21 protein-coding genes and 1 pseudogene are annotated in these 22756 nt (G+C 63.3%); 19 read left to right on the forward strand and 3 right to left on the reverse strand.

The genetic code is table 11. From position 1 onward, the window contains the following. The first annotated feature begins 138 nt into the window (after positions 1-138). From KVT39_RS32435 to KVT39_RS32490, 12 genes are all read left to right on the forward strand, one after another. Positions 139-621 carry an MSMEG_0572/Sll0783 family nitrogen starvation response protein gene (locus KVT39_RS32435; RefSeq protein ID WP_006405208.1) on the forward strand — a complete coding sequence of 161 codons (483 nt, stop codon included), beginning with the start codon at positions 139-141 and terminating at the stop codon, positions 619-621. A gap of 19 nt (positions 622-640) precedes the next feature. Then, on the forward strand, positions 641-1663 hold the full coding sequence (locus KVT39_RS32440; protein ID WP_105390901.1) for a Nit6803 family nitrilase: 1023 nt from the start codon (positions 641-643) through the stop codon (positions 1661-1663). Then, positions 1656-2726, forward strand: a complete 1071-nt coding sequence (locus KVT39_RS32445) for an MSMEG_0568 family radical SAM protein (protein ID WP_131946313.1) — start codon at positions 1656-1658, stop codon at positions 2724-2726. Before KVT39_RS32440 ends, KVT39_RS32445 begins: the two co-directional genes overlap by 8 nt. 2 nt (positions 2727-2728) lie before the next feature. Beyond that, positions 2729-3289: an MSMEG_0567/Sll0786 family nitrogen starvation N-acetyltransferase gene (locus tag KVT39_RS32450; protein ID WP_131946316.1), complete on the forward strand. Its 561-nt coding sequence runs from the start codon at positions 2729-2731 to the stop codon at positions 3287-3289. Continuing rightward, positions 3286-4272 (forward strand): sll0787 family AIR synthase-like protein, encoded by a 987-nt coding sequence (locus KVT39_RS32455; RefSeq protein WP_217590990.1) that lies wholly within the window; start codon positions 3286-3288, stop codon positions 4270-4272. The genes KVT39_RS32450 and KVT39_RS32455 overlap by 4 nt, the downstream gene beginning before the upstream one ends. Then, on the forward strand, positions 4269-5453 hold the full coding sequence (locus KVT39_RS32460) for an MSMEG_0565 family glycosyltransferase (RefSeq protein ID WP_217590991.1): 1185 nt from the start codon (positions 4269-4271) through the stop codon (positions 5451-5453). Before KVT39_RS32455 ends, KVT39_RS32460 begins: the two co-directional genes overlap by 4 nt. Positions 5454-5462: 9 nt before the next feature. Beyond that, positions 5463-5747 (forward strand): MSMEG_0570 family nitrogen starvation response protein, encoded by a 285-nt coding sequence (locus KVT39_RS32465; RefSeq protein WP_175749108.1) that lies wholly within the window; start codon positions 5463-5465, stop codon positions 5745-5747. Positions 5748-5803: 56 nt separating this feature from the next. Next, the gene (locus KVT39_RS32470; protein WP_217590999.1) at positions 5804-7105 is read left to right on the forward strand and encodes an MSMEG_0569 family flavin-dependent oxidoreductase; all 1302 of its coding nucleotides are present in this window, start codon (positions 5804-5806) and stop codon (positions 7103-7105) included. 5 nt (positions 7106-7110) lie between these two features. Further along, positions 7111-7944, forward strand: a complete 834-nt coding sequence (locus KVT39_RS32475) for a Pnap_2097 family protein (protein WP_105390895.1) — start codon at positions 7111-7113, stop codon at positions 7942-7944. Beyond that, positions 7941-10082 carry a methylmalonyl-CoA mutase gene (gene scpA, locus KVT39_RS32480; RefSeq protein ID WP_217590992.1) on the forward strand — a complete coding sequence of 714 codons (2142 nt, stop codon included), beginning with the start codon at positions 7941-7943 and terminating at the stop codon, positions 10080-10082. The genes KVT39_RS32475 and scpA overlap by 4 nt, the downstream gene beginning before the upstream one ends. A gap of 568 nt (positions 10083-10650) precedes the next feature. Then, on the forward strand, positions 10651-11973 hold the full coding sequence (locus tag KVT39_RS32485; protein ID WP_254640708.1) for a sensor histidine kinase KdpD: 1323 nt from the start codon (positions 10651-10653) through the stop codon (positions 11971-11973). Beyond that, positions 11973-12998, forward strand: a complete 1026-nt coding sequence (locus KVT39_RS32490; protein ID WP_131946417.1) for a response regulator — start codon at positions 11973-11975, stop codon at positions 12996-12998. Before KVT39_RS32485 ends, KVT39_RS32490 begins: the two co-directional genes overlap by 1 nt. Positions 12999-13039: 41 nt before the next feature. Here KVT39_RS32490 and cqsA read toward each other — a convergent pair whose 3' ends face one another. Both cqsA and KVT39_RS38140 read right to left on the reverse strand, forming a co-directional pair. After that, on the reverse strand, positions 13040-14317 hold the full coding sequence (gene cqsA, locus KVT39_RS32495) for an alpha-hydroxyketone-type quorum-sensing autoinducer synthase (RefSeq protein WP_217590993.1): 1278 nt from the start codon (positions 14315-14317) through the stop codon (positions 13040-13042). A 269-nt stretch (positions 14318-14586) separates the two neighbouring features. After that, positions 14587-14738 (reverse strand): annotated as a pseudogene (locus tag KVT39_RS38140) (IS110 family transposase); the annotation flags it as partial. 10 nt (positions 14739-14748) lie between these two features. Here KVT39_RS38140 and KVT39_RS32500 point away from each other — a divergent pair. Together KVT39_RS32500 and KVT39_RS32505 are read left to right on the forward strand one after the other, a co-directional pair. Further along, positions 14749-15468 (forward strand): autoinducer binding domain-containing protein, encoded by a 720-nt coding sequence (locus tag KVT39_RS32500; protein ID WP_034182265.1) that lies wholly within the window; start codon positions 14749-14751, stop codon positions 15466-15468. Between the two features lie 160 nt (positions 15469-15628). Next, positions 15629-16834 (forward strand): MFS transporter, encoded by a 1206-nt coding sequence (locus KVT39_RS32505; RefSeq protein ID WP_034182264.1) that lies wholly within the window; start codon positions 15629-15631, stop codon positions 16832-16834. Here the strand turns inward: KVT39_RS32505 and KVT39_RS32510 are convergent. Then, positions 16831-17724, reverse strand: a complete 894-nt coding sequence (locus KVT39_RS32510) for a LysR substrate-binding domain-containing protein (protein WP_217590994.1) — start codon at positions 17722-17724, stop codon at positions 16831-16833. The two genes, KVT39_RS32505 and KVT39_RS32510, sit on opposite strands and share 4 nt — an antisense overlap. Positions 17725-17819: 95 nt before the next feature. On the opposite strand from KVT39_RS32510, the gene KVT39_RS32515 reads away from it, so the two are divergent. The 5 genes from KVT39_RS32515 to KVT39_RS32535 form a co-directional block, all read left to right on the forward strand. Next, entirely contained in the window at positions 17820-19016 is a 1197-nt protein-coding gene (locus tag KVT39_RS32515; protein WP_217590995.1) for an MFS transporter, read from the forward strand. Between the two features lie 37 nt (positions 19017-19053). Next, a complete protein-coding gene (locus tag KVT39_RS32520; protein WP_131946411.1) occupies positions 19054-19875 on the forward strand; it encodes a hypothetical protein in 822 nt (273 codons plus the stop codon). 135 nt (positions 19876-20010) lie between these two features. Next, on the forward strand, positions 20011-21240 hold the full coding sequence (locus KVT39_RS32525; RefSeq protein ID WP_105390888.1) for a pyridoxal phosphate-dependent aminotransferase: 1230 nt from the start codon (positions 20011-20013) through the stop codon (positions 21238-21240). A 124-nt stretch (positions 21241-21364) separates the two neighbouring features. Next, positions 21365-22195 (forward strand): hypothetical protein, encoded by an 831-nt coding sequence (locus KVT39_RS32530; RefSeq protein WP_217590996.1) that lies wholly within the window; start codon positions 21365-21367, stop codon positions 22193-22195. A 177-nt stretch (positions 22196-22372) separates the two neighbouring features. Continuing rightward, a partial coding sequence (locus KVT39_RS32535) for a lyase family protein (protein WP_254640711.1) occupies positions 22373-22756 on the forward strand: 384 nt, incomplete at its 3' end.

A 22756-nucleotide genomic window follows, 5' to 3' on the forward strand; every position in this document is an offset into this window, starting at 1 on the left:
GGCATTTATCGACTGAATGATCGGAGAGTGATCGCATCAGGTCTGTGCCTGGTTGGCATATGCGTTGCGTTAATGAGGTCGCCCGGATTCGAAAGCGTTCGGGATCATCACTCAACTCATTTTCAAACGGAGCGTGCCATGCCCGCAGTGAATCAGCCTCTGCACAAGAAAGGAGATTTCCTCGTCGACTACGAGGAAAAAGTGTTCGAAGACGTCAAGGCGGAACCGGGCGAGAAGGCGCTCGTGACGTTCCACACGGTTGCATTCGAAGGGTCGATCGGTTTCGTCAACCTGCTGCAGGCGACACGCCTGCAACGCAAAGGGTTCGAGACGTCGGTGCTGCTCTACGGCCCCGGTGTGACGCTCGGCCTGCAGCGCGGATTTCCGACGCTCGGCGACGAGGCGTTTCCCGGTCACCTGAACTTCAACAAGCAGCTCGTCAAGTTCATGGAAGAAGGCGGGAAAGTCTACGCGTGCCGCTTTGCGCTGCAGGCGCTTTACGGGCACGGCGAAGCGTCGCTGATCGAGGGCATTCGACCGATCAATCCGCTCGACGTGCTGGATATCCAGCTGCTTCACCGCAAGGAGAACGCGCTGGTCATCCACACCTGGACCGTTTGATCGAATGACGGGTGCCAACATGTCCGACAAACGCATCGTCCGGGCGGCGGCCGTCCAGATCGCCCCCGATCTGGAACGCGCCGGCGGTACGCTCGACAAGGTCTGTGCGGCGATCGACGAGGCCGCCGGCAAAGGTGTTCAGCTGATCGTCTTCCCTGAAACGTTCGTGCCGTACTACCCGTACTTCTCGTTTGTGCGGGCGCCGGTCGCATCCGGCGCCGATCACATGCGGCTCTACGAGCAGGCCGTGGCGGTGCCGGGCCCCGTGACGCATGCGGTTGCCGAGCGTGCGCGCCTGCACGGGATGGTGGTCGTGCTCGGCGTGAACGAGCGCGACCACGGCAGCCTGTACAACACGCAGCTGATCTTCGACGTCGACGGACGCCTCGCGGTGAAGCGCCGCAAGATCACGCCGACGTTTCACGAACGGATGATCTGGGGACAGGGAGACGCGGCCGGACTCAAGGTTGCGCAGACCGGTGTCGGGCGGGTCGGTGCGCTCGCGTGCTGGGAGCACTACAACCCGCTCGCCCGTTATGCGCTGATGACGCAGCACGAGGAAATTCATTGCAGTCAGTTTCCCGGTTCGCTGGTCGGCCCGATCTTCGCGGAACAGATCGAAGTCACGATCCGCCACCACGCGCTGGAGTCCGGGTGCTTTGTCGTCAATGCAACCGGCTGGCTGACGGACGCCCAGATCGAGTCGATCACGGGCGATCCGAATCTGCAGAAAGCCCTGCGTGGCGGATGCAATACAGCGATCGTGTCCCCGGAGGGTCAGCATCTGGCCGAGCCGCTGCGCGCCGGCGAAGGGATGGTGATCGCCGATCTGGACATGTCGCTGATCACCAAGCGCAAGCGAATGATGGATTCGGTCGGCCACTATGCGCGGCCGGAACTGCTGAGTCTTGCCATCAACGATCGGCCGGCGACGACGGTGACCCCGATGGGGAGCAGCGCGTCGGCCGCACGCGACTTCGAGGGAAATTGCCATGAGCGCGAACGCGAAACCGTCGGTGCAGAGCCGGCAATTGATGACTGAACTGCAATCGGTCGGGCTGCGCCTCACGGATCCACGGGTTGGTGCCGCGAGCCGGCGCGGCGGCGCCGGGCCATCCGATCACAAGGCCGTGACGGTCGACGGTGTGACCATCATGGTGCCCGTGCACACGAGCACCGCGTGGGATTCGCCGTTCGTCGCGGCGGAACCTGATGCGGCGGGCGTCAGCCTGCTCTCGCGCGGCACCATCCCGATTGCGAGCATCAGCTTTCCGTCGAGCCCGCGCTTCTACGCGTTGCAGACGCTGGAGGGCGTGCCGTACTCGCACATCGCGACGCTGCATGGCGCCGACGTGCTTGCGACCACGGTATTGCAGACCTGCATTCGCTACGAGAGCCGGCGCAAGACCTGCCAGTTCTGCTCGATCGGCCAGTCGCTTGCGGCCGGCCGCACGATCGCCCGCAAGACACCTGAACAACTCGCCGAGGTTGCGCGTGCGGCGGTCCTGCTCGACGGCGTCAAGCACATGGTGTTGACGACCGGTACACCGCCGACGCCGGATCGCGGTGCGCGCGTGCTGTGCGAAAGCGCGTTCGCGATCAGGGCGGCCGTCGATCTCCCGATCCAGGCGCAATGCGAACCGCCCGACGACGACGGCTGGTTCGACCGGATGAAGGCAAGCGGGATCGATACGTTGGGCATGCATCTGGAAGCCGTGACGCCGGCCGTGCGCGAACGGATCATGCCGGGCAAGGCGAGCGTGTCGCTGTCCCGGTATATGGCGGCATTCCGCGCGGCCGTCGGCGTGTTCGGTCGCGGACAGGTCAGCACCTACATCCTGGCCGGGCTCGGCGACAGCGCGGCTGCGATTCTCGACATGTCGCGCGAACTGATCGGGTTGGGCGTCTATCCGTTCGTCGTGCCGTTCGTTCCGATCAGCGGCACGCCGCTGGAGAGTCATCCTGCACCGTCGCCGGACTTCATGCGGGCGGTGCTCGAGCCGCTCGGTGCGATGCTGCGCGACGCCGGAATGCGCTCCGCCGACATCAAGGCAGGTTGCGGAAAGTGCGGCGCCTGCTCGTCGCTGTCGACCTACGAGGTGTGACCATGTACTGCGCAGAGATGGGCCTGGCCGACAGCCGCGGCACGTATCGGCCTTCGGAGTACCGGATCAAATGGGCGGAGCTTCCGTGGGAAATCGACGAGGCGTACAAGCTGCGCCGGGCCGTATTCTGCGTCGAGCAGGGGATCTTCGTCGGCGACGATCGCGACGATATCGATCGTCACGCGCAATTGCTGGTCGCGGTCAGCTGCTGCGCAGGGTTGCCCGAGCAAGTGGTCGGCACGGTGCGGATTCATGAAACCGTCCCCGGAACCTGGATGGGTTCGCGGCTGGCGGTACACCCCGCGTTTCGCCGGCAGGGCAGGATCGGCTCGATGCTGATCGCGCTGGCCGTCAGCAGCGCGCATGCCGAAGGTTGCCGTACATTCGTCGCGCACGTGCAATCGCAGAACGTGCCGTTGTTTCGTCGGCTTCACTGGGATGCGCTCGGCGAGGAAACGTTGTTCGGCCGCCCTCACCAGCTGATGCAGGCGCAACTTGCGCACTATCCGCCGTGTGGCACGCCGTACGCGGGCTTCGTCCTGCGCTCGGAGGGGCGGCCATGAGTGTCGATGATCGTATCGCAACGCTGCGCGCAAGCCGGGGCTTCCAGCACAAGCACGACATTTCCGGCGTGGTTGCGTCGCTCGCAGCGGCATTGCCGAACGGCGAGCGGGATCTCGCTCAGGCCGTCGCGCTCGGTGACGACTGCGCGGCGATTCCGGACGCGGACGGCTACCTGTTGTTTGCGATCGAGGGCATGGTCGGCGATTTCGTCGAGTCGATGCCGTGGTTCGCCGGGTACAGCGGCGTGATGGCGAATGTCAGCGACATCTACGCGATGGGTGGGCGGCCGATCGCCGTCGTCGATGCGTTGTGGAGCGACGGGATCGACGCCGCGCAGCCGGTGCTCGCCGGGATGGCCGCGGCTGCGTCGGCGTATGGCGTACCGATCGTCGGCGGCCACAGCAACACGCGCAGCGCGCAGGGGCAGCTGGCCGTATCGATCCTGGGTCGGGCGCGTGCGCTGCTGTCGAGCTTCAGCGCGCGGCCGGGCGATCGCCTGATGATGGCGGTCGACCTGCGCGGCGCGTTCGAGGATCCGTATCCGTTCTGGAATGCGTCGGTCGGCGCGCCGCCGGCCCGGCTGCGCGGCGATCTCGAGATTCTGCCGGCACTGGCTGAAGACGGGCTGTGCGATGCCGCGAAGGATATCTCGATGGCGGGCGTGCTCGGTACGGCGTTGATGCTCGTCGAGTGCTCGCGCGTCGGTGCGCGCATCGAACTCGACGCGATCCCGCGTCCGCCCGGCGTCGACTTCGATCGCTGGCTGACGGCCTTTCCGAGCTACGGATTCCTGATGGCGGCCCGGCCGGCGCATGTCGACACGATCGTGGAGCGCTTCGCCGCGCGCGGGCTCGCGTGCGCGGTGATCGGCGATATCGACACAACCCGTGAGGTCGTCGTCGAAGAGGCTGGCAAATCGGCGGTGCTGTGGGATTTCCGGATCGAGCCGTTTATTACCGGCGTCAGCGGAGGTGCCCGATGAGTCGCGACGCGTTGCGCATAGCGCTTCTTACCCACTCGGTCAATCCGCGTGGCGGTGTCGTGCACGCACTTGAACTGGCCAGTGCGCTGCACTTGGCGGGAAGCGACGTCACCGTATTTGCGCCGGCCGCGCCGGGTGAGGCGATGTTCCGCGATGTCCCGTGCCGCGTCGTGCTGGCACGCGTCGATGGCCGTCCGCGCGGCGTCGCGGAAATGGTGTCCGCGCGGATTGCCGCGATCAGGCGCGCATTGCTGGAGCACGATGCGGGCGGATTCGACGTCCTGCATGCGCAGGACAGCATCACGGGCAATGCACTGGCCGAACTGAAGCAGTCAGGCGCAATCGACGGGTTCGTACGGACCGTGCATCACCTCGACGTATTCGACGACCCGCAGCTCGAGCGCTGGCAGGAACGCGCGTGGCGAGAGGCGGACCAGGTGCTGTGCGTGAGCGCTGCCTGGGCGGTCACGATGCGCGAGAAGTTCGGAATCGACGCAAGCGTGGTGCCCAACGGCGTCGACGTCGCCCGGTTCGCTGGTGCGGACCATGGGGACATGCAGGCAGTGCGGCAGCGGTTCGGCCTGGGCAGCGGGCCGGTTGTCCTGGCGGTCGGCGGGATCGAGCAGCGAAAAAACTCGATCGCGTTGCTCGAGGCGTTCGCACGCCTGCGCAGCACGTTGCCCGGTGCACGGCTCGTGATCGGCGGCGGCGCGAGCCTGCTTGACCACGACGCGTACGCGCGCCGATTCGTCGCGCGCGCCGCCGCGCTCGGGCTGGGGATCGGCGTCGACGAACCCGTCGTGACGACGGGGCCGCTCGACGACGCGGCGCTGGTCGCGCTGATGCACTGCGCCGATGTGGTGTCGATGGTGTCGATCCGCGAGGGATTCGGTCTGGTCGTGCTCGAGGGGCTCGCCTGCGGAAAGCCCGTCGTCGTGTCCGAAATCGAACCCTTCACCGAGTATCTGGACGAGCACGCGTGTGTATGGGCCGATCCCGCCGACGTGGATTCGATCGCCGACGCGCTGCGCGATGCGCTCTCGGGACGGCGTGCTCCCGATTTCGCACATGCCGTCCCCGCATTGCTGAACCGCTTCACATGGGAAGCGAGTGCGCGCAAACATCTGGATATCTACCTGGACAGGCTGGCGCAGCGTGCGCAAGCGTCGTCCGCCGAGTGAGGAGGAATCATGCCGGTCATGCATTTTCGGGTTCGTTGGCCCGATCAGTCGGAAACCAATTGCTATTCGCCTTCGACCGTCGTGTCGGAATTCTTCACGCCCGGCACGCGATACGCGCTCGACGACTTCGTCGAGCGCGCCCGACGCGCGCTGGGTATCGCGTCCGATCGCGTACGCGAGAAATACGGGTTCGCGTGCTCGGCCGCGATGGACGAGCTGGCACGGATCGAAGCACACGCGGAACGGTTTGCGCCGCAGGGCGACGCGACCGTGACCGTCATCGAACTCGTTTGAGGCGTCCGCCACGCAGGAATCCATCGTCGTCTTCAACACATATTCAGGACTGCATCATGTCAAGCGAACCCGTTGTTTCATCCAGCCTCCCGAATATCGATGCCCATCTCGGCGTAGCCGTCATCGGCGGCGGACAGGCAGGACTGTCGATCAGCTACTACCTGAAGCAGGCACGTATCGATCATCTCGTATTCGAAAAAGAGACCGTGACGCACACGTGGCGCAAGCAGCGCTGGGACGCGTTCTGTCTCGTGACGCCGAACTGGCAGTGCGCGCTGCCGGGCTATCCGTATCGCGGTGCCGATCCGCACGGCTTTATGACGAAGGACGAGATCGTCGACTATCTCGACGGCTTCATCCGAAGCGTCGATGCACCTGTGCTGGAACACACCGCCGTCGAACGTGTGACGCGCGACGCGGACGGACGCTATCGCATCGCGACGTCGCGCGGCGCGTACACCGCGGATCAGGTTGTCGTTGCATCCGGCGGCTACCATCGACCGATCGTGCCGCGGATGGCCGAGCGGCTTCCGGCAACGATCGTGCAGATCCAGTCGTCGGAATACCGGAATCCAGCCGCGTTGCCGGACGGACCGGTTCTCGTGGTCGGATCGGGGCAGTCGGGCGCGCAGATCGCGGAAGACCTCCATCTCGCCGGGCGAAAGGTGTTTCTCGCGGTTGGCGATGCGCCTCGCTGTGCCCGTTTCTACCGGGGCAGGGACGTCGTCGACTGGCTGGCCGACATGCAGTACTACGACATGCCGGTCGATGCGCATCCGCTGCGCGAAGGCGTGCGCGACAACACCAACCACTATGTGACCGGCCGCGATGGCGGGCGCGATATCGATCTGCGCCGCTTTGCCGCCGAAGGGATGGAGCTGTATGGCCGGCTGGAGGATTTTGCCGACGGGCAGTTCCGATTCTCCGCGGATCTGTCGGCGCAGCTCGACAGCGCCGACGATACGTACAACAGGATCAATGCCGGCATCGACGCCCATATCGAGAAGTATGGGATCGCGGCGCCGCCTGCGACGCGCTATGAACCCGTGTGGCGTCCGGCCGCCGAGCGCACGGCGCTCGATCTCGCGGCCAGCGGCATCGCATCGGTCGTCTGGTGCATCGGTTTCACCCCGGATTTCAGCTGGCTGGATGCACCGGTATTCAATGGCCGCGGCTATCCCGCGCACCGGCGCGGCGTGACGCCGGTTCCGGGGCTCTACTTCGTCGGGCTGCCCTGGCTATACACGTGGGGTTCGGGGCGATTCTCCGGGGTTGCGCGCGATGCCGCCCATATCGTCGACCTGATCCAGGCCGAGATGACGGCCGCGCGGCGCTCGGCCGAAAGCGTGGCCGCCTGACGCCGATGCATACCGCCATCCATCGCTATCGGGCCGGCATGCCGCAACTCGCGCACACGGGGCTCGCGGAAAACTGGCTGCTCAAGGAGTGCGGGCAGCGTCACTGGGACGCGCTTGCCGCGCATAGCGGCCGCGATGTCCCCGAGTTCTTCGACGATGAGGGGCGGCGTGCCTATGCGTCGTTCGTTGCGGTGCGCGTCGACATGAACCGCCGTCATGCGATTCGCGAGAGCGACACATTCGCGCTTCATGTCGCGCTTCGCAGGGTCGGCCCGATTCGCCATTTCAGCGAGCAGCGGATCCGGTGCGGCGACGACGAGGTCGGTATCGTGCGGATGATGTCGGCGTTCGTCACGCGCGAACATGCCGGCAGCAACCGCTCGGTGGCGAAGGCCCGGATGAGCGGCGTCGACGGCCGCACCGGTCCGGTGCCTGCCGATGCGCTGTCGATGGCGGAACACGCGAAGAAGTTGCGGGTGCGGGATGCGTCGATCGTGCCGGCGCTCGCCGGCCTCGCGGAGGGCGATGGCGCAAGCGTCTCGTTCCTGCCGTGCCCGAACATGGATTTCAATGGTGCGGACCTGCTTTACTTCGCCAGCTTTCAGGCATTCGTCGACCGCGCGGAATGGCAGCATTACCGCTTCGAGCACGCGCCGGTACTGGCGGCGCGTCAACTGTACTTTCATGGGAATCTCGACATTGGCGATTCGTTGACCGTGCGTTTCGCGCGCGCACGATCCGATGCCGGTGGCCTGCTGCACTGGAGCGAAATCGTGCGCGACAGCGACGGGGCCAAGATTGCCGACGTGATCACGCAAAAGCGCTGGAGTCGGCCATGAACGAAGCCGCATTCATGGAGCCGGGCGCCGACGTGGAGAACGTCGCGCCGAACGGTCGAGACGCGCGCGCGGTGCCGCTGCGGAAACTCTACACGCAGAACGATCTCGAAGCCGTCGCGCATCTCGACGGCATGCCCGGAGCGTGGCCCTATGTGCGCGGGCCGTACGCGTCGATGTATACCGATCGCCCATGGACGATCCGGCAATACACGGGGCACGCGGACGCAGCGGATTCCAATCTCGCGTTTCGCACGGCGCTCGAGCAGGGCGCGCAGGGACTGTCGGTGGCATTCGACCTGGCGACGCAGCGAGGCTACGACTCGGATTGCGCCGAGGCGCGGTCCGATGTCGGCGTGGCCGGCGTCGCGATCGATACGGTCGAGGACATGGTGCGGCTGTTCGACGGCATTGCGCTCGACAGCACGACCGTGTCGATGACGATGAATGGCGCGGTTTTGCCGATCATGGCGGCGTTCATCGTGGCCGCCGAGGCGCAGGGCGTGCCGCCCGCCCGGATCGGCGGGACGATTCAGAACGACATCCTGAAGGAGTATATGGTCCGCAATACGTGGATCTTCGAGCCGGCGCCGTCGATGCGGATCGTCGCCGATGTCGCGTTGTGGCTGGCGCGGCATGCGCCTCGTTTCAATGCGCTGTCGGTGTCGGGATATCACTTCCAGGAAGCCGGTGCCGATGCCGTGCTCGAACTCGCGTTGACGCTGTCGAACGCGCGCGCGTACGTCGACACGCTGGCCGCACGCGGCATGCCTGCGGATGAGGCCTGCTCCCGTCTGAGCTTCTTCTTCGGCGTCGGCAGCGATTTCTATACGGAAATCGCCAAGCTGCGCGCGGCGCGTCTGCTGTGGGCGGAGATCGCACACGCGTGCGGCGCGCATTCGCCCCGGGCGTGCGCACTGCGCATGCATTGCCAGACATCGGGATGGTCGTTGACGGCACAGGAGCCGGAAAACAACATCGTTCGCGTGACGGCGCAGGCGATGGCTGCGGCGTTCGGTGGCACGCAGTCGCTGCACACGAATGCGTACGACGAAGCGCTTGCGCTGCCTTCCGCGGCGGCGGCACGCCTCGCACGCAACACGCAGCTGATTCTGCAGCATGAAACGGGGCTGTGCGACACGATCGATCCGTGGGCCGGCTCGTACATGATGGAGTCGCTGACGGACGGCATCGCGACACGCGTGCGCGCCGAGCTGGCTGCCATCGACGCGCAGGGCGGTGTGATCGCCGCGATCGAGTCCGGCTGGGTCAAGCGGCGCTTGCAGCGTGCCGCGGTCGCGACGCAGGCGCAGGTCGATTCCGGGCGCCGGACCGTGGTCGGCGTGAACCGTTTCGTCGCGGACGAACCGGCGGGCGAGCTCATGGTGCGCGAGACGGACGGCCGTCACGTTCGGGCCGTGCAGGCGCGGCGGATCGCAGCCGTCAAGGCCGCGCGCGATCCGGCGCGGGTGGCGACGGCGTTGCAGCGGCTGACCGACGCGGCGCGCGACGGCGCCGGAAACCTGCTCGCACTGGCGATCGACTGCATGCGGGCACGTGCGACCGTCGGGGAGTGTACTCGCGCGCTGGAATCGGTATGGCCGCGGCATGCCGCGGCGGTGGAAGCGGACGGTGAGGGCGTCTACGGCGAAAATCGGCGAGGCGACGCCGCCTGGAGGGCGGCGAAGGGCTGCGTCGACCGACTGGCGAAACGTGTGGGACGCAGGCCGCGCATCGTGATCGCCAAGCTCGGCCAGGATGGACACGACCGCGGAGCGGCCGTCGTCGCAGCCGCACTCGAGGACGCCGGATTCGATGTCGTCCGCCTGCCGCTGTTTCAGCAGCCGGCATCCGTGGCGGCTGCCGCGCACGCGCATGGCGCCGATATCGTAGGCATTTCGTCGTTGTCAGGCGCTCACCTCGAGCTCGTCGAAGGGCTGCTCGACGAACCGGCATTGCATCGCGCCGGGATTCCGGTGGTGTTGGGCGGAATCTTTCCGGCCGCGGATATTCGCCATCTGAAGGCGAAGGGCGTCGCGGCGGCTTTCGGGCCGGGCACACCGCTCGACGCGATCGCGGAAGCGCTGTGCGCATGTATCGAGCGGGCTCGGTGTGCACGCCCGGCGGATGGCGAGAACTGACGCGGGTCGGCCGGCCGTTCATGCGACAGTGGTCGCATCGTACGAACGAGCGGCTGGCGCCGCGTCATGCGATCACGGCGACGCCGTCGGCCGCTACCAGCCTCCGGCCACGGTCCGTCGAGCCTGGCTGGAGTCCGATGATATCCGCCGTAGGTCGAAGCTGACCGGGTAGCGCCATCGTGGCAACGTGTCGCAGGCCTGGCCGCGAAGCTGCCGGTCTGAGTCAATGCGAGTGTATCAACTAATCCTCACGCAGCCTGGCATTCGCCGGGACCGCGGCCTAACCTGTAGGCCATCGAGATACCCACGCTAAAATGGGCCGAACGGTAAAAGCGCCGCTGGCTTCTAAAATCAATCGGCAACAACACTCGCCGGCCGAAGCAGAAGCTCTGCCGGTGCCGACTAATCAGCCGAGAGAGGCGTTTGTGGCGACGCTTTGCTGATAACATGCTGGCGAGGGAACTGCGGGAAGCCAGTATATTTGCCAATGCCTGAATTCTTCAAATTTCGACGAGGGCGAATAAGGCTGAAGGCATATCAAAAACACAAATTTGGAGAGAGAAGCAGCATGCACGTTCAGCGCCGGAGCAATTCGCTGCAGCGCAGCATCCATAAAGCGTTTGAACCGGCATTGCGCAATATGCAATATGTCGAGGGGCGACTGCGTCCGTTCGCGATCGTCGCCATTATCGGCTTTCCGCTCTATTACTACATCTGGCACGAAGTCTTTCCGCAACGCTACGAGAATCTATCGCTGCGGCTCATCGGATCGATACTCTTTCTGCCCGTCCTGTTTCATCACCGCTGGCCGGCTGCCGTGCGCGGGTTTCTGCCCTACTATTGGTACGCCATTATTCTCTATGCGCTACCATTTTTCTTCACGTTCATGTTGTTGAAAAATGATGGCTCGCAGGTTTGGGTCGAGAGCAGCCTGATCGCCGCGTTCGTGGCGGTGCTGCTGCTTGATTGGCTCATGCTGCTACTTAGCTTCGTCGCGGGCGTCAGCCTGGCCGTCGTCGCCTATTGCCTGACCACGGCGCCGGTTCATTTCGGCACGCCTTATTTCGCGCATCTCGCTATCCTTGCGTTCGCGATCCTCATCGGTGCCGTAGCCAACTACGACACGGCACGCATTCGATTCGAGCAGGAGCGCGCGATGGTCGCCACCGCGGGCAGCGTCGCGCATGAGCTTCGCACGCCGCTCCTGGCGATCCGTGCCGGCGCAGCGGGGCTGAGCCGTTTTTTGCCTCAGTTGCTCGCCAGCTACGACCTCGCGCAGCGCAGCGGCCTTCACATTCCGAAAATCCGCTTCGCGCATCTGTCGTCGATGCACGGCGTACTTGAACGGATCGAACAAGAGGCGTTGCTGTCGAATTCGGTGATCGACATGTTACTCGTCAATGCGCGTTTTACCGGCGGCTTCGATCAAAGGCCCGAGCGCTGCTCAATCGCGCGCTGCGTTGAAACGACCCTGCATCGCTACCCGTTTCGCGGAGTCGAGCGCGACCAAATCCGCTGTGATCTCGTTGACGACTTCGAGTTTCAAGGTTCGGAGACGCTGATAGTACACGTGCTGTTCAATCTCATCAAAAATGCGCTGCGCTCGTTGAGCGGCATCGACAATGGCAACATTTCGATTTGGCTCTACCGCTCGGAGCAGGCGAACCGTCTTGTGTTTCGCGATAACGGGTCGGGAATCGAGCCCGACGCGCTGCCTCACATCTTTACGCGTTTTTACACCTCGTCGGTGATCAACGATGATGTCTCGCTCGGTGCCGGGATCGGATTGGCCTTCTGTCGTGATGTTATGCGGGCAATCGGTGGAACGATCGAGTGCACGTCGACGAAGAACGCGTACACACAGTTTGTACTGACCTTCCCGTTACCCTGATGATCATGATCGAACCCTTCGCATTCCCGACCACGGTCGGCTTCATTGACGACAGTGCATCCTTTCTCGCCAATCTGAGCTTGCAGCTCGACACGCAATTGGCATTTCGCTTCTTCCATTCGGCAGAGCGCGCGATCAGCGTTATCAACGACGAAGCGATCCAGCCGCTCGCCGCCGAAGACTTCCTGTGCCGCTATCACGATCGGACGGAACAGAGCGACGCCCACGAGGTGATCGCAATTCGGATCGACGCGATCCGACGCCAAATGCACAACGCGCGGCGATTCGAGCGGACGTCGGTTGTCGTCGTCGACTATGACATGCCGGGCATGAACGGCCTGGAAGTCTGCCGGCGCATCGCCAATCCGGCCATCAAGAAGATCATTCTTACCGGGAAGGCCAATGAACAGCTGGCCGTCAAGAGCTTCAACGAAGGCCTCATTGACCGGTTCATTCGCAAACAGGATGTTCACGCCGTTTCCGTCCTCAATGAAGCGATCGACGAGCTGAAGCGCGCGTATCTGCACCAGACGCAACGCACGGTCATCGAAGCGCTCGGCTTGTCCGAGTACCGGTTTCTGGTTGATCCGGCATTCGCCGCGAAGGCGACGGAAATCTTTCGCGAGCTCGGCATTGTCGAGCATTACCTGTCGACACGCCCGACGGGGCTCGTGATGCTCGATAGTGCAGGCACGCCTTATCTGCTTCTCGTGCACACCGAGGATGCGCTGCGCGCGACCCGCGAAATCGCCGTCGAGCGTGGCGCGCCCGCCGCGTTTCTCGCCGAGCTCGACAGTGGCCATCGTGCGCCTTACTTTCCAGATTCGGAGGGGTACTATCCGATCGCGTGCACGTCGTGGCAGTCGTACATGCATTCCGCGACGGTCGTGCGAGGCCAGCAAGTCTATACGTGCAGCGTCATCAAGAATCCGCCTGGCCTCGAGCTGGGTTCCGTCGTTTCCTACGACGACTATCTCGACCGCCTTGATCGACATATAGATGAAAAAGGGGATTCACGGGCGTGAATCCCCGGATCAATGTGATTGCGCCTAGGCGTTCATGTTGCTTACACTGCTTGCCTGATGGCCGCTATCCGGTCGATCGCGCGTGCGCTGGCGCGCATCCGCTGTGTTGACGGCCAGTCATCGAGCTCGACCTCATCGCGAATCGCTTCGCAGGCTTGGACGATCCGCCGCAACTCGTCGTGAGTAAGTGCCGCATGAACGGACAGCCGAATTAGCGCACGGTTTTTCGCCGTGGCAGGCGCGCAGAAGACCGAGCCGAAAATGCCATGCGACTCGAGCGCGTCGCGTAGTTTGATCGTCCGTTGCTCCGTGCCGGACTCGAGCGCGATGATTTGAGTTTCACTCCCATTCAGGTTATAGCCGAGTCGCGTGAGTTGCTCGCGCAGGTACCGTGCATTTTCTGCGACCTGCGTGCGCCGCCACGCTTCCTTTTCGATCACGAGGATCGTGGCCTCCAAGGCGGCGGCTTCATGCGGAAGCAATGTCGAGCTGAAGATCGCCGGACGCGATTCGAACTTGAAATACTCCTGGAATCGGCTCGAGCAACTGATCACACCCGCGCGGCCGGCGAACGCTTTTGCGAGACTCGCCGTGCGGAAGTGCACACGATCGGTCAGTCCCAACCCGACGACGAGCCCTGCGCCATCCGGCCCATGCGTGCCGAGCGAATGTGATTCGTCGACGACCAGCACGCAGCCGGCCGTTGTCGCCACGTCGACGACGTCGGCCAACGGGCAAACGCTGCCGTTCGTGCTGTAGATCGAGTCGACGACCACGATGCCAGGGCCATGACGACGGATTTGCCGGGCGAGATGGTCGACATCGTTATGGGCAAAGCCGACCGCTTTCGCGCCTGAGCTTTGCACGCCTTCCCATAGCGACATATGGGCCATCATGTCGAGGTATACGGGCGTTTCAGCGGAAGCGATTGACTGAAGCAAGCCGGTATTCGCTGCATAGCCGGATTGGCAAAGAATGGCCGATTCCGAGCCCATGAAGCGGGCGAACCTGTCTTCGAGATCAAGCAGCGGACATGCACCGTGCAGAAATATGCCAGACATCAGCATCCCATTACCCTCGGATTTTATGCTTGCGCACATCGATTCGAGGATATCGGGGTGTCGGGCGATCGACAAATAATCGTTGCTCGACAAATGCAACGCGTCGGGGCCAGGCAGACGTCCTCGCATAATATGGCCACCGTTCCAGTTTTCTTGAACGCGTTCGCGATAATAGCGTGTGACACGTTCGGCAACGAATGCCGGAAGCGAGACTTCGCCAACGTTCGACCGGGATTTCCCTTCATAATGTTCGTACACTTTAAGCTCCTTATGGTCAACTGCACGGTTGTGCAGCGCTGCATAATGAGCCACCTGCTTGTTATAAAAAAAGTCGCGATACTCTTAACAGAGAGATGCCGTCTATCCTTTCCGTATTGTAAAATTTATGCCATTAAAGGATTTTTCATTTTTTTTGTAAGAAAGTGATGGGCAGGTAAATATCGTTCGCCGAGTATCTGGAATATTTATGTAAGGCAGTCAGGCCTGGCGATCGCCGCGCCGGATTCGGCGATAATTGCCGATGAGCGCCTGGAGTGGCGTTGCCCTTGCTGGATCTCGCGCATGCAATATGCCCATGAGACGGGGTTTCGCAAGGCTGGGCAGGTGGAGAGGAGCAGGGCGCGCTTGAGCATCTTGTTGCCGCGGGGGATGGATGTTCGCCTCGGACAGGCGAGTTAGCCGGAGAACGAATGGAGCTGCGCTGGCAGGACGCCTACCATCAATTCAGCGCCGCGGAGAACGAGCAGCAGCTCTTCCAGCGGATCGCCGCGTATTCGAAGCGCCTGGGCTTCGAATACTGCTGTTACGGAATCCGGGTGCCGCTGCCCGTGTCGAAATCGGCCGTCGCGATCTTCGACACCTATCCGGATGGGTGGATGGCGCACTATCAGGCGCAGGACTACATCAAGATCGATTCGACGGTCCGCGACGGCGCGCTCACCACCAACATGATCGTCTGGCCGGACGTCGACGAGGTCGCGCCATGCCCTTTGTGGGAAGATGCGCGCGAGGCCGGGTTGTCGGTCGGCATCGCGCAGTCGAGCTGGGCCGCGCGCGGCGCGTTCGGCCTGCTGAGCATCGCGCGCCATGCGGATCGCCTCACGCCTGCCGAAATCGACATGCTCACGCTGCAGACCGACTGGCTCGCGAACCTGTCACATTCGCTGATGAGCGGCTTCATGGTGCCGAAGCTTGCGCCAGCGGCAAGCGTCGTGCTGACGGCGCGGGAACGCGAAGTGCTGTGCTGGACCGCCGAAGGCAAGACGGCATGCGAGATCGGTCAGATCCTCGGCATCGCGGAGCGGACGGTGACTTTTCACGTCAACAACGTCCTCGTGAAGCTTGGCGCGACCAACAAGGTGCAGGCGGTCGTCAAGGCGGTCTCGGCGGGGCTCATCGATATGTTCTGATCGAGGCGAGGCGCCTGGGTGTCACTACAATGCCATCCGACCGCATTCGAGTCTGGCATACCTGACGCCCGACCCGTTCAAGCAGCAGTAGTGTTCAAGCGGATCACCCCCAACGAGTTACAGCGCACTGCAACCGACATTCCGAACAACAATAGACGAAATGAGCGATTTGAAAAGCGAACTCTCTCTTGAGGCACAGCATGACCCCGATGCGTCCCGTCGCCGCTCGCTGGTGGCCGCATGCGTCGCGCACGCCGTACACGACGGGTTGACGGACGTCATCTACGTGCTGCTGCCCATCTGGCAAGTGCAGTTCGCTATCAATTACGCGCAGATCGGCCTATTACGCGGGCTCTATTCCGGCGTGATGGCGGGTTTCCAGTTGCTCGCGAGTCGGGCAGCGCGGCGATGGGGGCGGGAGCGCATGCTGGTGGCGGGGACCGCGCTCGCAGGCGTTGCCTACCTGATCGCCGGTCAGGCCGCCGGGCTGGCGGTGCTGCTGGTCGCACTGGTGCTGGGCGGACTGGGCGCGAGCACGCAGCACCCGCTCGCGTCCTCGATGGTCACCGATTCGTACGAGGCAGGCGGGGGCGTGAAGGAGGCGCTGGCCCAGTACAACTTCTCCGGCGACATCGGCAAGACGCTGATACCAGGCCTGATCGGCCTTCTGTTGACGGTCGTCACGTGGCGCACCGGCGCGACGCTGATCGGTGTGCTTGGCGTGGTTTCAGCAGGCCTGCTGTGGTGGCTGATTCCGTCGCGCGGCGCGCCGCATGCGGCGCGCGAGACGATGCCGAAAGCGGCGAGCGGCAGCGGTTCGTCCGGCGGCTTGCGTGCGCTGCTCGCGACCGGCACCCTCGACAGTGCCGTGCGGATGGGCTTTCTGACGTTCCTGCCGTTCCTGCTGAAAAGCAAGGGTGCCGGCACCGCCGGTATCGGTCTCGCGCTGACGTTGCTGTTCGTGGGCGGCGCATTCGGAAAGCTGTTCTGCGGCTATCTGGGCGTGCGGATCGGGATGATGAAGACGGTGTGGCTCACGGAGTCTGCCACGTCGCTGCTGATCGTGGTCGCGGTGTTCTCGCCACTCTTCGCAATGATGGCGATTCTGCCGCTGCTGGGACTCGCGCTGAACGGGACGTCGTCGGTGCTCTACGGAGTCGTGCCCGAGCTGGCGGGTGCCGGCAAGCGCGAGCAGGCGTTCGCGTTGTTCTATACGGGCACGATCGGCGGCGGCGCGCTGTCGCCGGTCCTGTTCGGCCGTCTGGGCGACATAGCGGGTGTCCCGACCGCGCTGCTCGCCCTGGCGTCGATCCTTCTGCTGACGCTCCCGTTATCGTGGTACGTACAGAAGGGGCTGGACGCCTAGCGTAATGCGATCGACCTGGCGAACTCGACGAATCGTTCGACGCAGGTCGACGAGAACGGTTCGGACCACGTGACGACCAGTTCGAGAACGTGCGGCCTGGCGAGCGGCACGTAAGCGACGCCCGAGCGTTGCAACGTCGACGTGAAGCTGGGCACGATCGCGACACCGCGTTCCGCGGCCACAAGCGACACGAGCGTCGTAATCTGAGACGCGGTCGCCCCTATCCGCGGCGATACGCCCGCATGCGCGCAAAGATCCTCCAGCGCCGCGTTCAGCGCGGAACCGTACCCCGACGGGAACGTGACGAAACTCTCCATGGCGAGTTCGCGGAACTCGATCGTCGTTTTGCCCGCATAGGTGCTCTGGGCGGGCACCACGGCGACGAGCGGCTCCCGCGAGACGACGAGGGACCGGACACGCTCCCCGGATGTCTTCGTCGCTGACCAGCCGAATCCGATGTCCATCGTGCCGTCGCTGATCTGCTGTCGCTGGTTGGCGGTCGACACTTCCCGGAATGCCAGTTCCACTTCCGGCATGCTGCGGCTCACATTGCGGATGATGTCCGAGAACGCGTCGGACATCGGAATAGAGCTCGCATAGCCGATCACGATTCGGCCGGCCATACCGTGCGCCATCTTGCGCGCTGTCTCCTCCGCCTCGCCGACCGCATGAATGACGCTCCTCGCATGTTCGAGAAACAGCGCGCCTGCCGGCGTGAGCTGGACCGCGCGCGTTGACCGTTCGAACAACCGGATACCGAGGTCGGCTTCCAGCGCTGCGATATGGCGTGTCAACGGCGGCTGGGCGATACGCAAACGCAATGCCGCGCGCCCGAAGTGCAATTCATCGGCGACGGTCACGAAATAGCGGAGGCGGCGCAGGTCAAGCATTTATGTCTTTTCGGTATCAATAGCCACGAAAACAGTATTGGCACGCGTTTCGCCCACTCGTCAGACTGTCACACAAACTAGATAGGGCGTTACCAGTGGGCAACAGAACCATCCGATTCGCATTTTTTCTGTGCGGATTCGCGGCTTTTCTCAATCTTTATTCGACTCAGGGCATCCTGCACGAACTCGCCGCGACATTTAACGTGAGCGCCGAGCAAGCAGGCCAAGGCGTCAGCGCTACCACCTTGGCGGTCGCCATTATCGCTCCGTTCGTCGGTGCGCTGGCAGCCCGCTTCGATCGCCGGACAGTAATTTCGTGCGCGGCAGTGGCGTGTGCGCTTCCCGTCGTCTGGTCCGCGCACGCGGCGAGCTTTTCATCGTTCCTCAGCGCCCGCTTTGCCGCGGGCGTGCTGATGCCGTTCATCTTCGCGATCTCGATCGCCTGTATCGGTGAGATCTTCAGCCGCGATGCGGCAACGGAGGTCAGCGCGCTCTTCGTCGCCGGCACGACGCTCGGCGGATTCGCCGGGCGCTTCGTTACCAACGTCCTGACGTCCGAATTCGGCTGGCGCCACGCGCTCGATTTCATTGCGTTCCTGTGCCTCGCGACGGGCCTCGCAATCCACGCGAGCCTGCCGGCGTCCGGCGCCGCGCGTCCGGACGACGATGGCGCGTCGACGCCGCGCTGGAAGCTCATGACGCGCGGCCCGCTCCTGGCGTCGTTTTTGGTCGGGGCATGCGTGCTCGCATCGCAGGTCGCGACGTTCACCTTTGTCGGACTGCGACTCGCCGGTGCGCCGTTTGGCTTCAATACGGTCGAGGTCGGCGCGATCTACGCGGTGTTTCTCGTCGCGGTCGTCGTCACGCCGCTCGCAGGCCGCGTCGCGGCGCAACGCGGCCCGCGCGACCTCGCGCTCGCGGCTGCCGGGCTCGCAATTGTCGGCGCATCGATGACGCTGTCGAGCAGTGTCACCGCGATCCTGATCGGTCTCGCACTCAGCTCAACCGCGGTGTTTGTCGAGCAGGCGTCGGCCAACGCGTTCATCTCGAGGGCGGCACTGGGGGCAAGATCGACGGCGATCGGCATCTACCTTTCCTTCTATTACTTTGGCGGAAGTCTCGGCTCGGTCCTGCCCGTTCCCGCTTGGAATCGCTGGGGCTGGCCGGGCTGCGTCGCATTTGTCGCCGGCGCACAGGCGATCGCAGGCGTGCTCGTGTTTTTCTTCTGGCGCGGGAATACCGCAGCCGGCGCGGGCAACCCGCGTTCGCATGAAATCAGTCTGACTCGGTAGTTCATTTCAAACCACACCTAGAACCGGAGAGAAAGGGATGGAAGCGTTTCAATCGCAAGCGGGGTTGCTCGATATCGTCACGCCGGTGCTTCACGAGATGGAGAGCGGAGTCCTGAAGGATGCGCTGGTCGCGGCCTTCTCGGCCGAACAGGGGGCGCTTCAGGACATTGAAAATGCATTCCATCGATTGACGGAGCGTCGGCATCCGGCGCCGGCCCTTCGCACTTTTTTCTCCAGTTGGTCAAGGACCAACAATTCCGCGGCGAGCGTTTCCGGGCTTGCAAACCGGATCACGCTGCTCGCGCGCTCCGACACCGGTTCGGCGGCGTCGAAGCAACTCCATGACGTATGTGCCAGCCTGCAGCGCATCACCGACGAGGATCTCGGCGCGCTAGGCGGTGTGCTCCATGCCGACCTCTTCTATACGATGGCGACGGCTGCGTGCGGCGACGACACATGGCTGCTGAAATCCTCGTGCCTGCGGTCCGCGCAGGCGTTCAAGGACTGGACGGACCGTCAGCGTCTGAAGGAACGGGATCTCCTCCTCGGCCTCCTCACCACGTTGGTTCACGAGGTCTACACGCACGGCGAAGTCGAGTTCATCCACGACCTCTACAAATCGTGGTTCCACACGCACGTCGGCATTCCGGCCGATCGCGTGCGCCACATCGTCGCGTGGGTCACCGTACATACCGGCGGGACCGAGAGCAACCACTTCGGTCATGCCGTACAGGCGGTCAACGCGTTCGCAGACGCGATGCAGGTAACGATCGACGAGGCGACCGCGAAAGCTCTGTTCCAGGACTACCTGCGTCGCAAGGCGACCGTCATGCGCGAGTGCGCGCAGGCGCTCGTCTGACGCCGGGCAGGGTCTGGCGCGTCGCCGCACCTGCCGGTCGCCGGTCGCCGGTCGTGCGCGTGAGCGCGATGCACGGCCGGCGACCGGCTCGCCTTTCCGCCACGCCTGATTTCATTGGTTTTCGCATACAACGATATGAATACACGCGACATCCCGAAAATCGAGTTGCCGTTGTCGGACCGTGCGCGGGGCGTTACCGCACCGGGGACGTCAAGCATGCGCAGCAAAGCAAACGCATTGAAGGATTGCGGCATCAAGGTGATCAATTTCGCCGCCGGAGAGCTTTCTTTCGATGCCTGCCCGCCAATGAAGGCGGGTGCGATTGACGCAGTGGAAAGCCGACGCAATCGCTATACGCCCCCGATCGGATTGCCCCAGCTTCGTGAAAAGCTGGCGGAAAGCGTCAGCCGGCGATGCGGCGTCGGGTTTACGGCAGACGAGATCGCCGTCACCGCGGGCGCGAAGCAGGCGCTCTTCAACGCATCGATGGTGCTGCTGAACCCCGGCGACGAAGTGATTGTCCCGACACCCTATTGGGAGACCTTTCCGACCCAGATCCGGCTCGCCGGTGCGACGGCCGTCTGCGTCGACACGCAGGCCGATCAGTACCGACTGACCCGGCGTGCGGTCGAAAGCGCGCTGACGGACAGAACCCGCATGATCGTAATCAACACGCCGAACAACCCGACGGGAACCGTCTATCAGCGCGAGCAGTTGCTTGGAATTGCGAAGCTCGCGTTCGACCGCCAGATCTGGGTGGTGTTCGACGAGTGCTACCGGCATCTCGTCAGGCACCCTCATGAGCATCACAACATTCTGTCGCTGTTCGAGCCGCTGAGGCGACAGACAATCCTCGTCGACTCGTTCTCGAAAAGCCAGGCCGTGACTGGCTGGCGTGTCGGCTACGCGTGTGCACCAGCACACGTGATATCCGCGATGCACAACCTGCAGGGGCATACGACGTCAAACCCCAGCAGCCTGTCGCAGTACGCGGCGCTGAGCACAATCACGTCCGGCTCCGAAGCATTCATCGCAGAGATCAACCGGTTCCTCGAACAGCAACTGAACACGGCACGCGCGCTTCTGGACCGGATCGCGGGGATCACCTATGCGCCACCGGAAGGCGCGTTCTATCTGTTCGTCGATGTTTCCGAAAAGCTGGGCCGCCATTACCGCGGGCAAAGGATTCGCGACGTTGACCATCTCGGCGAGCTGCTACTGACGGAAGCGCACGTGGCCGTCGTTCCCGGCGCCGGCTGCGGTGATCCGAACTGCATCCGGATCTCCTATGCAATCGAGCACGAAGAGCTGGTCGAAGGTCTGACGCGTCTCCAGCGGTTCGTTGCGGAGATCGACGCCGACTGAATGCGATGGCCGAGTTGATGCCGGCACCCGGCTCGATCGGCTTGCCGGGAGGCCCTGGCCTGGGCGGCACTAGCGGGGCAAATCTCGTCGGGATCGACCCGATTCATCAATCGAGGAGGAAGACATGGAGCATCCGGCGCATGCATTCATCGATTACGTCAACGACGCACTGATCGATGTGGAGGACAGGCAACTCGTCGACGCGCTGCTGACCGGCTTTGAAAACAATCGCGACAGGTTGCACGAATACCGAAAGACCTATGAAGGCATCACGTCGGGCAAATGGTCGACCGACTCGCTCTGTACGTTCTTTTGCGGCTGGCGCAGCCCCGATGGCGCCGCCCATGCCGTATCGAGCATCATCGTGCGCATCCTGCAGGAGTCCGAGTCACTCGATGCCGAACGGAACAAAATGAAGCTGCTGACAGCTGCACGACACTGCGGCGAGATCATCGTCGAGGATATCGGCCTCGGTGAGTTGCATGGACATCCGCACCACTCGAAGCTGTATCACCGGATGGCAACGGCCATTTGCGGCTCGGACAATTGGCGTCTACAGGACCGATTTCTCGATCCCGTCACGAAGGAATTCTCTGCGTGGGTCGGACAGAAGCGCCCGCTCGCGCCCGACCTGACCGAGGCCATCGAGATGATGGCGATGACCGAGCTGTTCAATACGGGCGAATACAACCTGATGACGCCGATGTGGAAGAAATGGATCCGCGAGTCCTTCTCCGTTACGGCGACCGAGGTCAACCGGATAGCGTCATTTCTGAGCGTGCATTGCGGAAGCGTCGAAGCGCGGCATTTCAGGCACGCGGCCGATGCGTTGACGCTCTATGCGGATGCATCGAACCAGAAGATCAATTACCGTCGCATCGGCATGCTGTCCGACGAGTATGTGATCAGGGCCTGCGAGCACCTTGGAAAAATGGCATCGGTGCTCCGGGCCTAACCGGTCGGCGAAACAAATCGAGCGGGTCGCACACTTTCGCGATTCGCGATGAGACCGCCGGCAAGGCTGGCGCCGACAGTCGCGTGCGTCGCCCGGCGAATGCATCCGGACCGTGCTTCGCCAACGGAACAAGTTCAACGCTCGCTGCTGCGAGCCATTCAATCGAGGTCAATGAACATGCGTATCGAATCGGATTCGATGGGTTCCATCCAGGTCCCGTCGAACAAATACTGGGGCGCACAAACCGAGCGTTCCATCGTCAATTTTCCGATCGGCCAGTCCCGCTTCAAATGGGGGCGGTCGATCATCCGTGCAATGGGCATCCTGAAGAAGGCCTCGGCACTCGCGAACCTCGAGCTCGGCGAGTTGCCGGAGTCGATCGCCATCCCGATCTCGGAGGCAGCGGATGAAGTGATTGCAGGGGCGTTAGACGAGCATTTTCCGCTCGTGGTGTTTCAGACCGGCTCGGGAACGCAGTCGAACATGACCGTCAAAGAGGTCATCTCCAAACGCGCGATCGAAATGAAGGGTGGCGTGCTTGGCAGTAAGACGCCGATCCAT

It is taken from the genome of Burkholderia sp. GbtcB21 (assembly GCF_019091065.1).
Taxonomy (GTDB): domain Bacteria; phylum Pseudomonadota; class Gammaproteobacteria; order Burkholderiales; family Burkholderiaceae; genus Burkholderia; species Burkholderia pyrrocinia_C.

Excerpts from the sequence above, each read along its gene's own strand:
- KVT39_RS32435 (WP_006405208.1), top strand. The coding sequence starts at position 139 with ATGCCCGCAGTGAATCAGCCTCTGCACAAGAAAGGAGATTTCCTCGTC.
- KVT39_RS32440 (WP_105390901.1), top strand. The coding sequence starts at position 641 with ATGTCCGACAAACGCATCGTCCGGGCGGCGGCCGTCCAGATCGCCCCC.
- KVT39_RS32445 (WP_131946313.1), top strand. The coding sequence starts at position 1,656 with ATGACTGAACTGCAATCGGTCGGGCTGCGCCTCACGGATCCACGGGTT.
- KVT39_RS32450 (WP_131946316.1), top strand. The coding sequence starts at position 2,729 with ATGTACTGCGCAGAGATGGGCCTGGCCGACAGCCGCGGCACGTATCGG.
- KVT39_RS32455 (WP_217590990.1), top strand. The coding sequence starts at position 3,286 with ATGAGTGTCGATGATCGTATCGCAACGCTGCGCGCAAGCCGGGGCTTC.
- KVT39_RS32460 (WP_217590991.1), top strand. The coding sequence starts at position 4,269 with ATGAGTCGCGACGCGTTGCGCATAGCGCTTCTTACCCACTCGGTCAAT.
- KVT39_RS32465 (WP_175749108.1), top strand. The coding sequence starts at position 5,463 with ATGCCGGTCATGCATTTTCGGGTTCGTTGGCCCGATCAGTCGGAAACC.
- KVT39_RS32470 (WP_217590999.1), top strand. The coding sequence starts at position 5,804 with ATGTCAAGCGAACCCGTTGTTTCATCCAGCCTCCCGAATATCGATGCC.
- KVT39_RS32475 (WP_105390895.1), top strand. The coding sequence starts at position 7,111 with ATGCATACCGCCATCCATCGCTATCGGGCCGGCATGCCGCAACTCGCG.
- scpA (WP_217590992.1), top strand. The coding sequence starts at position 7,941 with ATGAACGAAGCCGCATTCATGGAGCCGGGCGCCGACGTGGAGAACGTC.
- KVT39_RS32485 (WP_254640708.1), top strand. The coding sequence starts at position 10,651 with ATGCACGTTCAGCGCCGGAGCAATTCGCTGCAGCGCAGCATCCATAAA.
- KVT39_RS32490 (WP_131946417.1), top strand. The coding sequence starts at position 11,973 with ATGATCATGATCGAACCCTTCGCATTCCCGACCACGGTCGGCTTCATT.
- KVT39_RS32500 (WP_034182265.1), top strand. The coding sequence starts at position 14,749 with ATGGAGCTGCGCTGGCAGGACGCCTACCATCAATTCAGCGCCGCGGAG.
- KVT39_RS32505 (WP_034182264.1), top strand. The coding sequence starts at position 15,629 with ATGAGCGATTTGAAAAGCGAACTCTCTCTTGAGGCACAGCATGACCCC.
- KVT39_RS32510 (WP_217590994.1), bottom strand. The coding sequence starts at position 17,724 with ATGCTTGACCTGCGCCGCCTCCGCTATTTCGTGACCGTCGCCGATGAA.
- KVT39_RS32520 (WP_131946411.1), top strand. The coding sequence starts at position 19,054 with ATGGAAGCGTTTCAATCGCAAGCGGGGTTGCTCGATATCGTCACGCCG.
- KVT39_RS32525 (WP_105390888.1), top strand. The coding sequence starts at position 20,011 with ATGAATACACGCGACATCCCGAAAATCGAGTTGCCGTTGTCGGACCGT.
- KVT39_RS32530 (WP_217590996.1), top strand. The coding sequence starts at position 21,365 with ATGGAGCATCCGGCGCATGCATTCATCGATTACGTCAACGACGCACTG.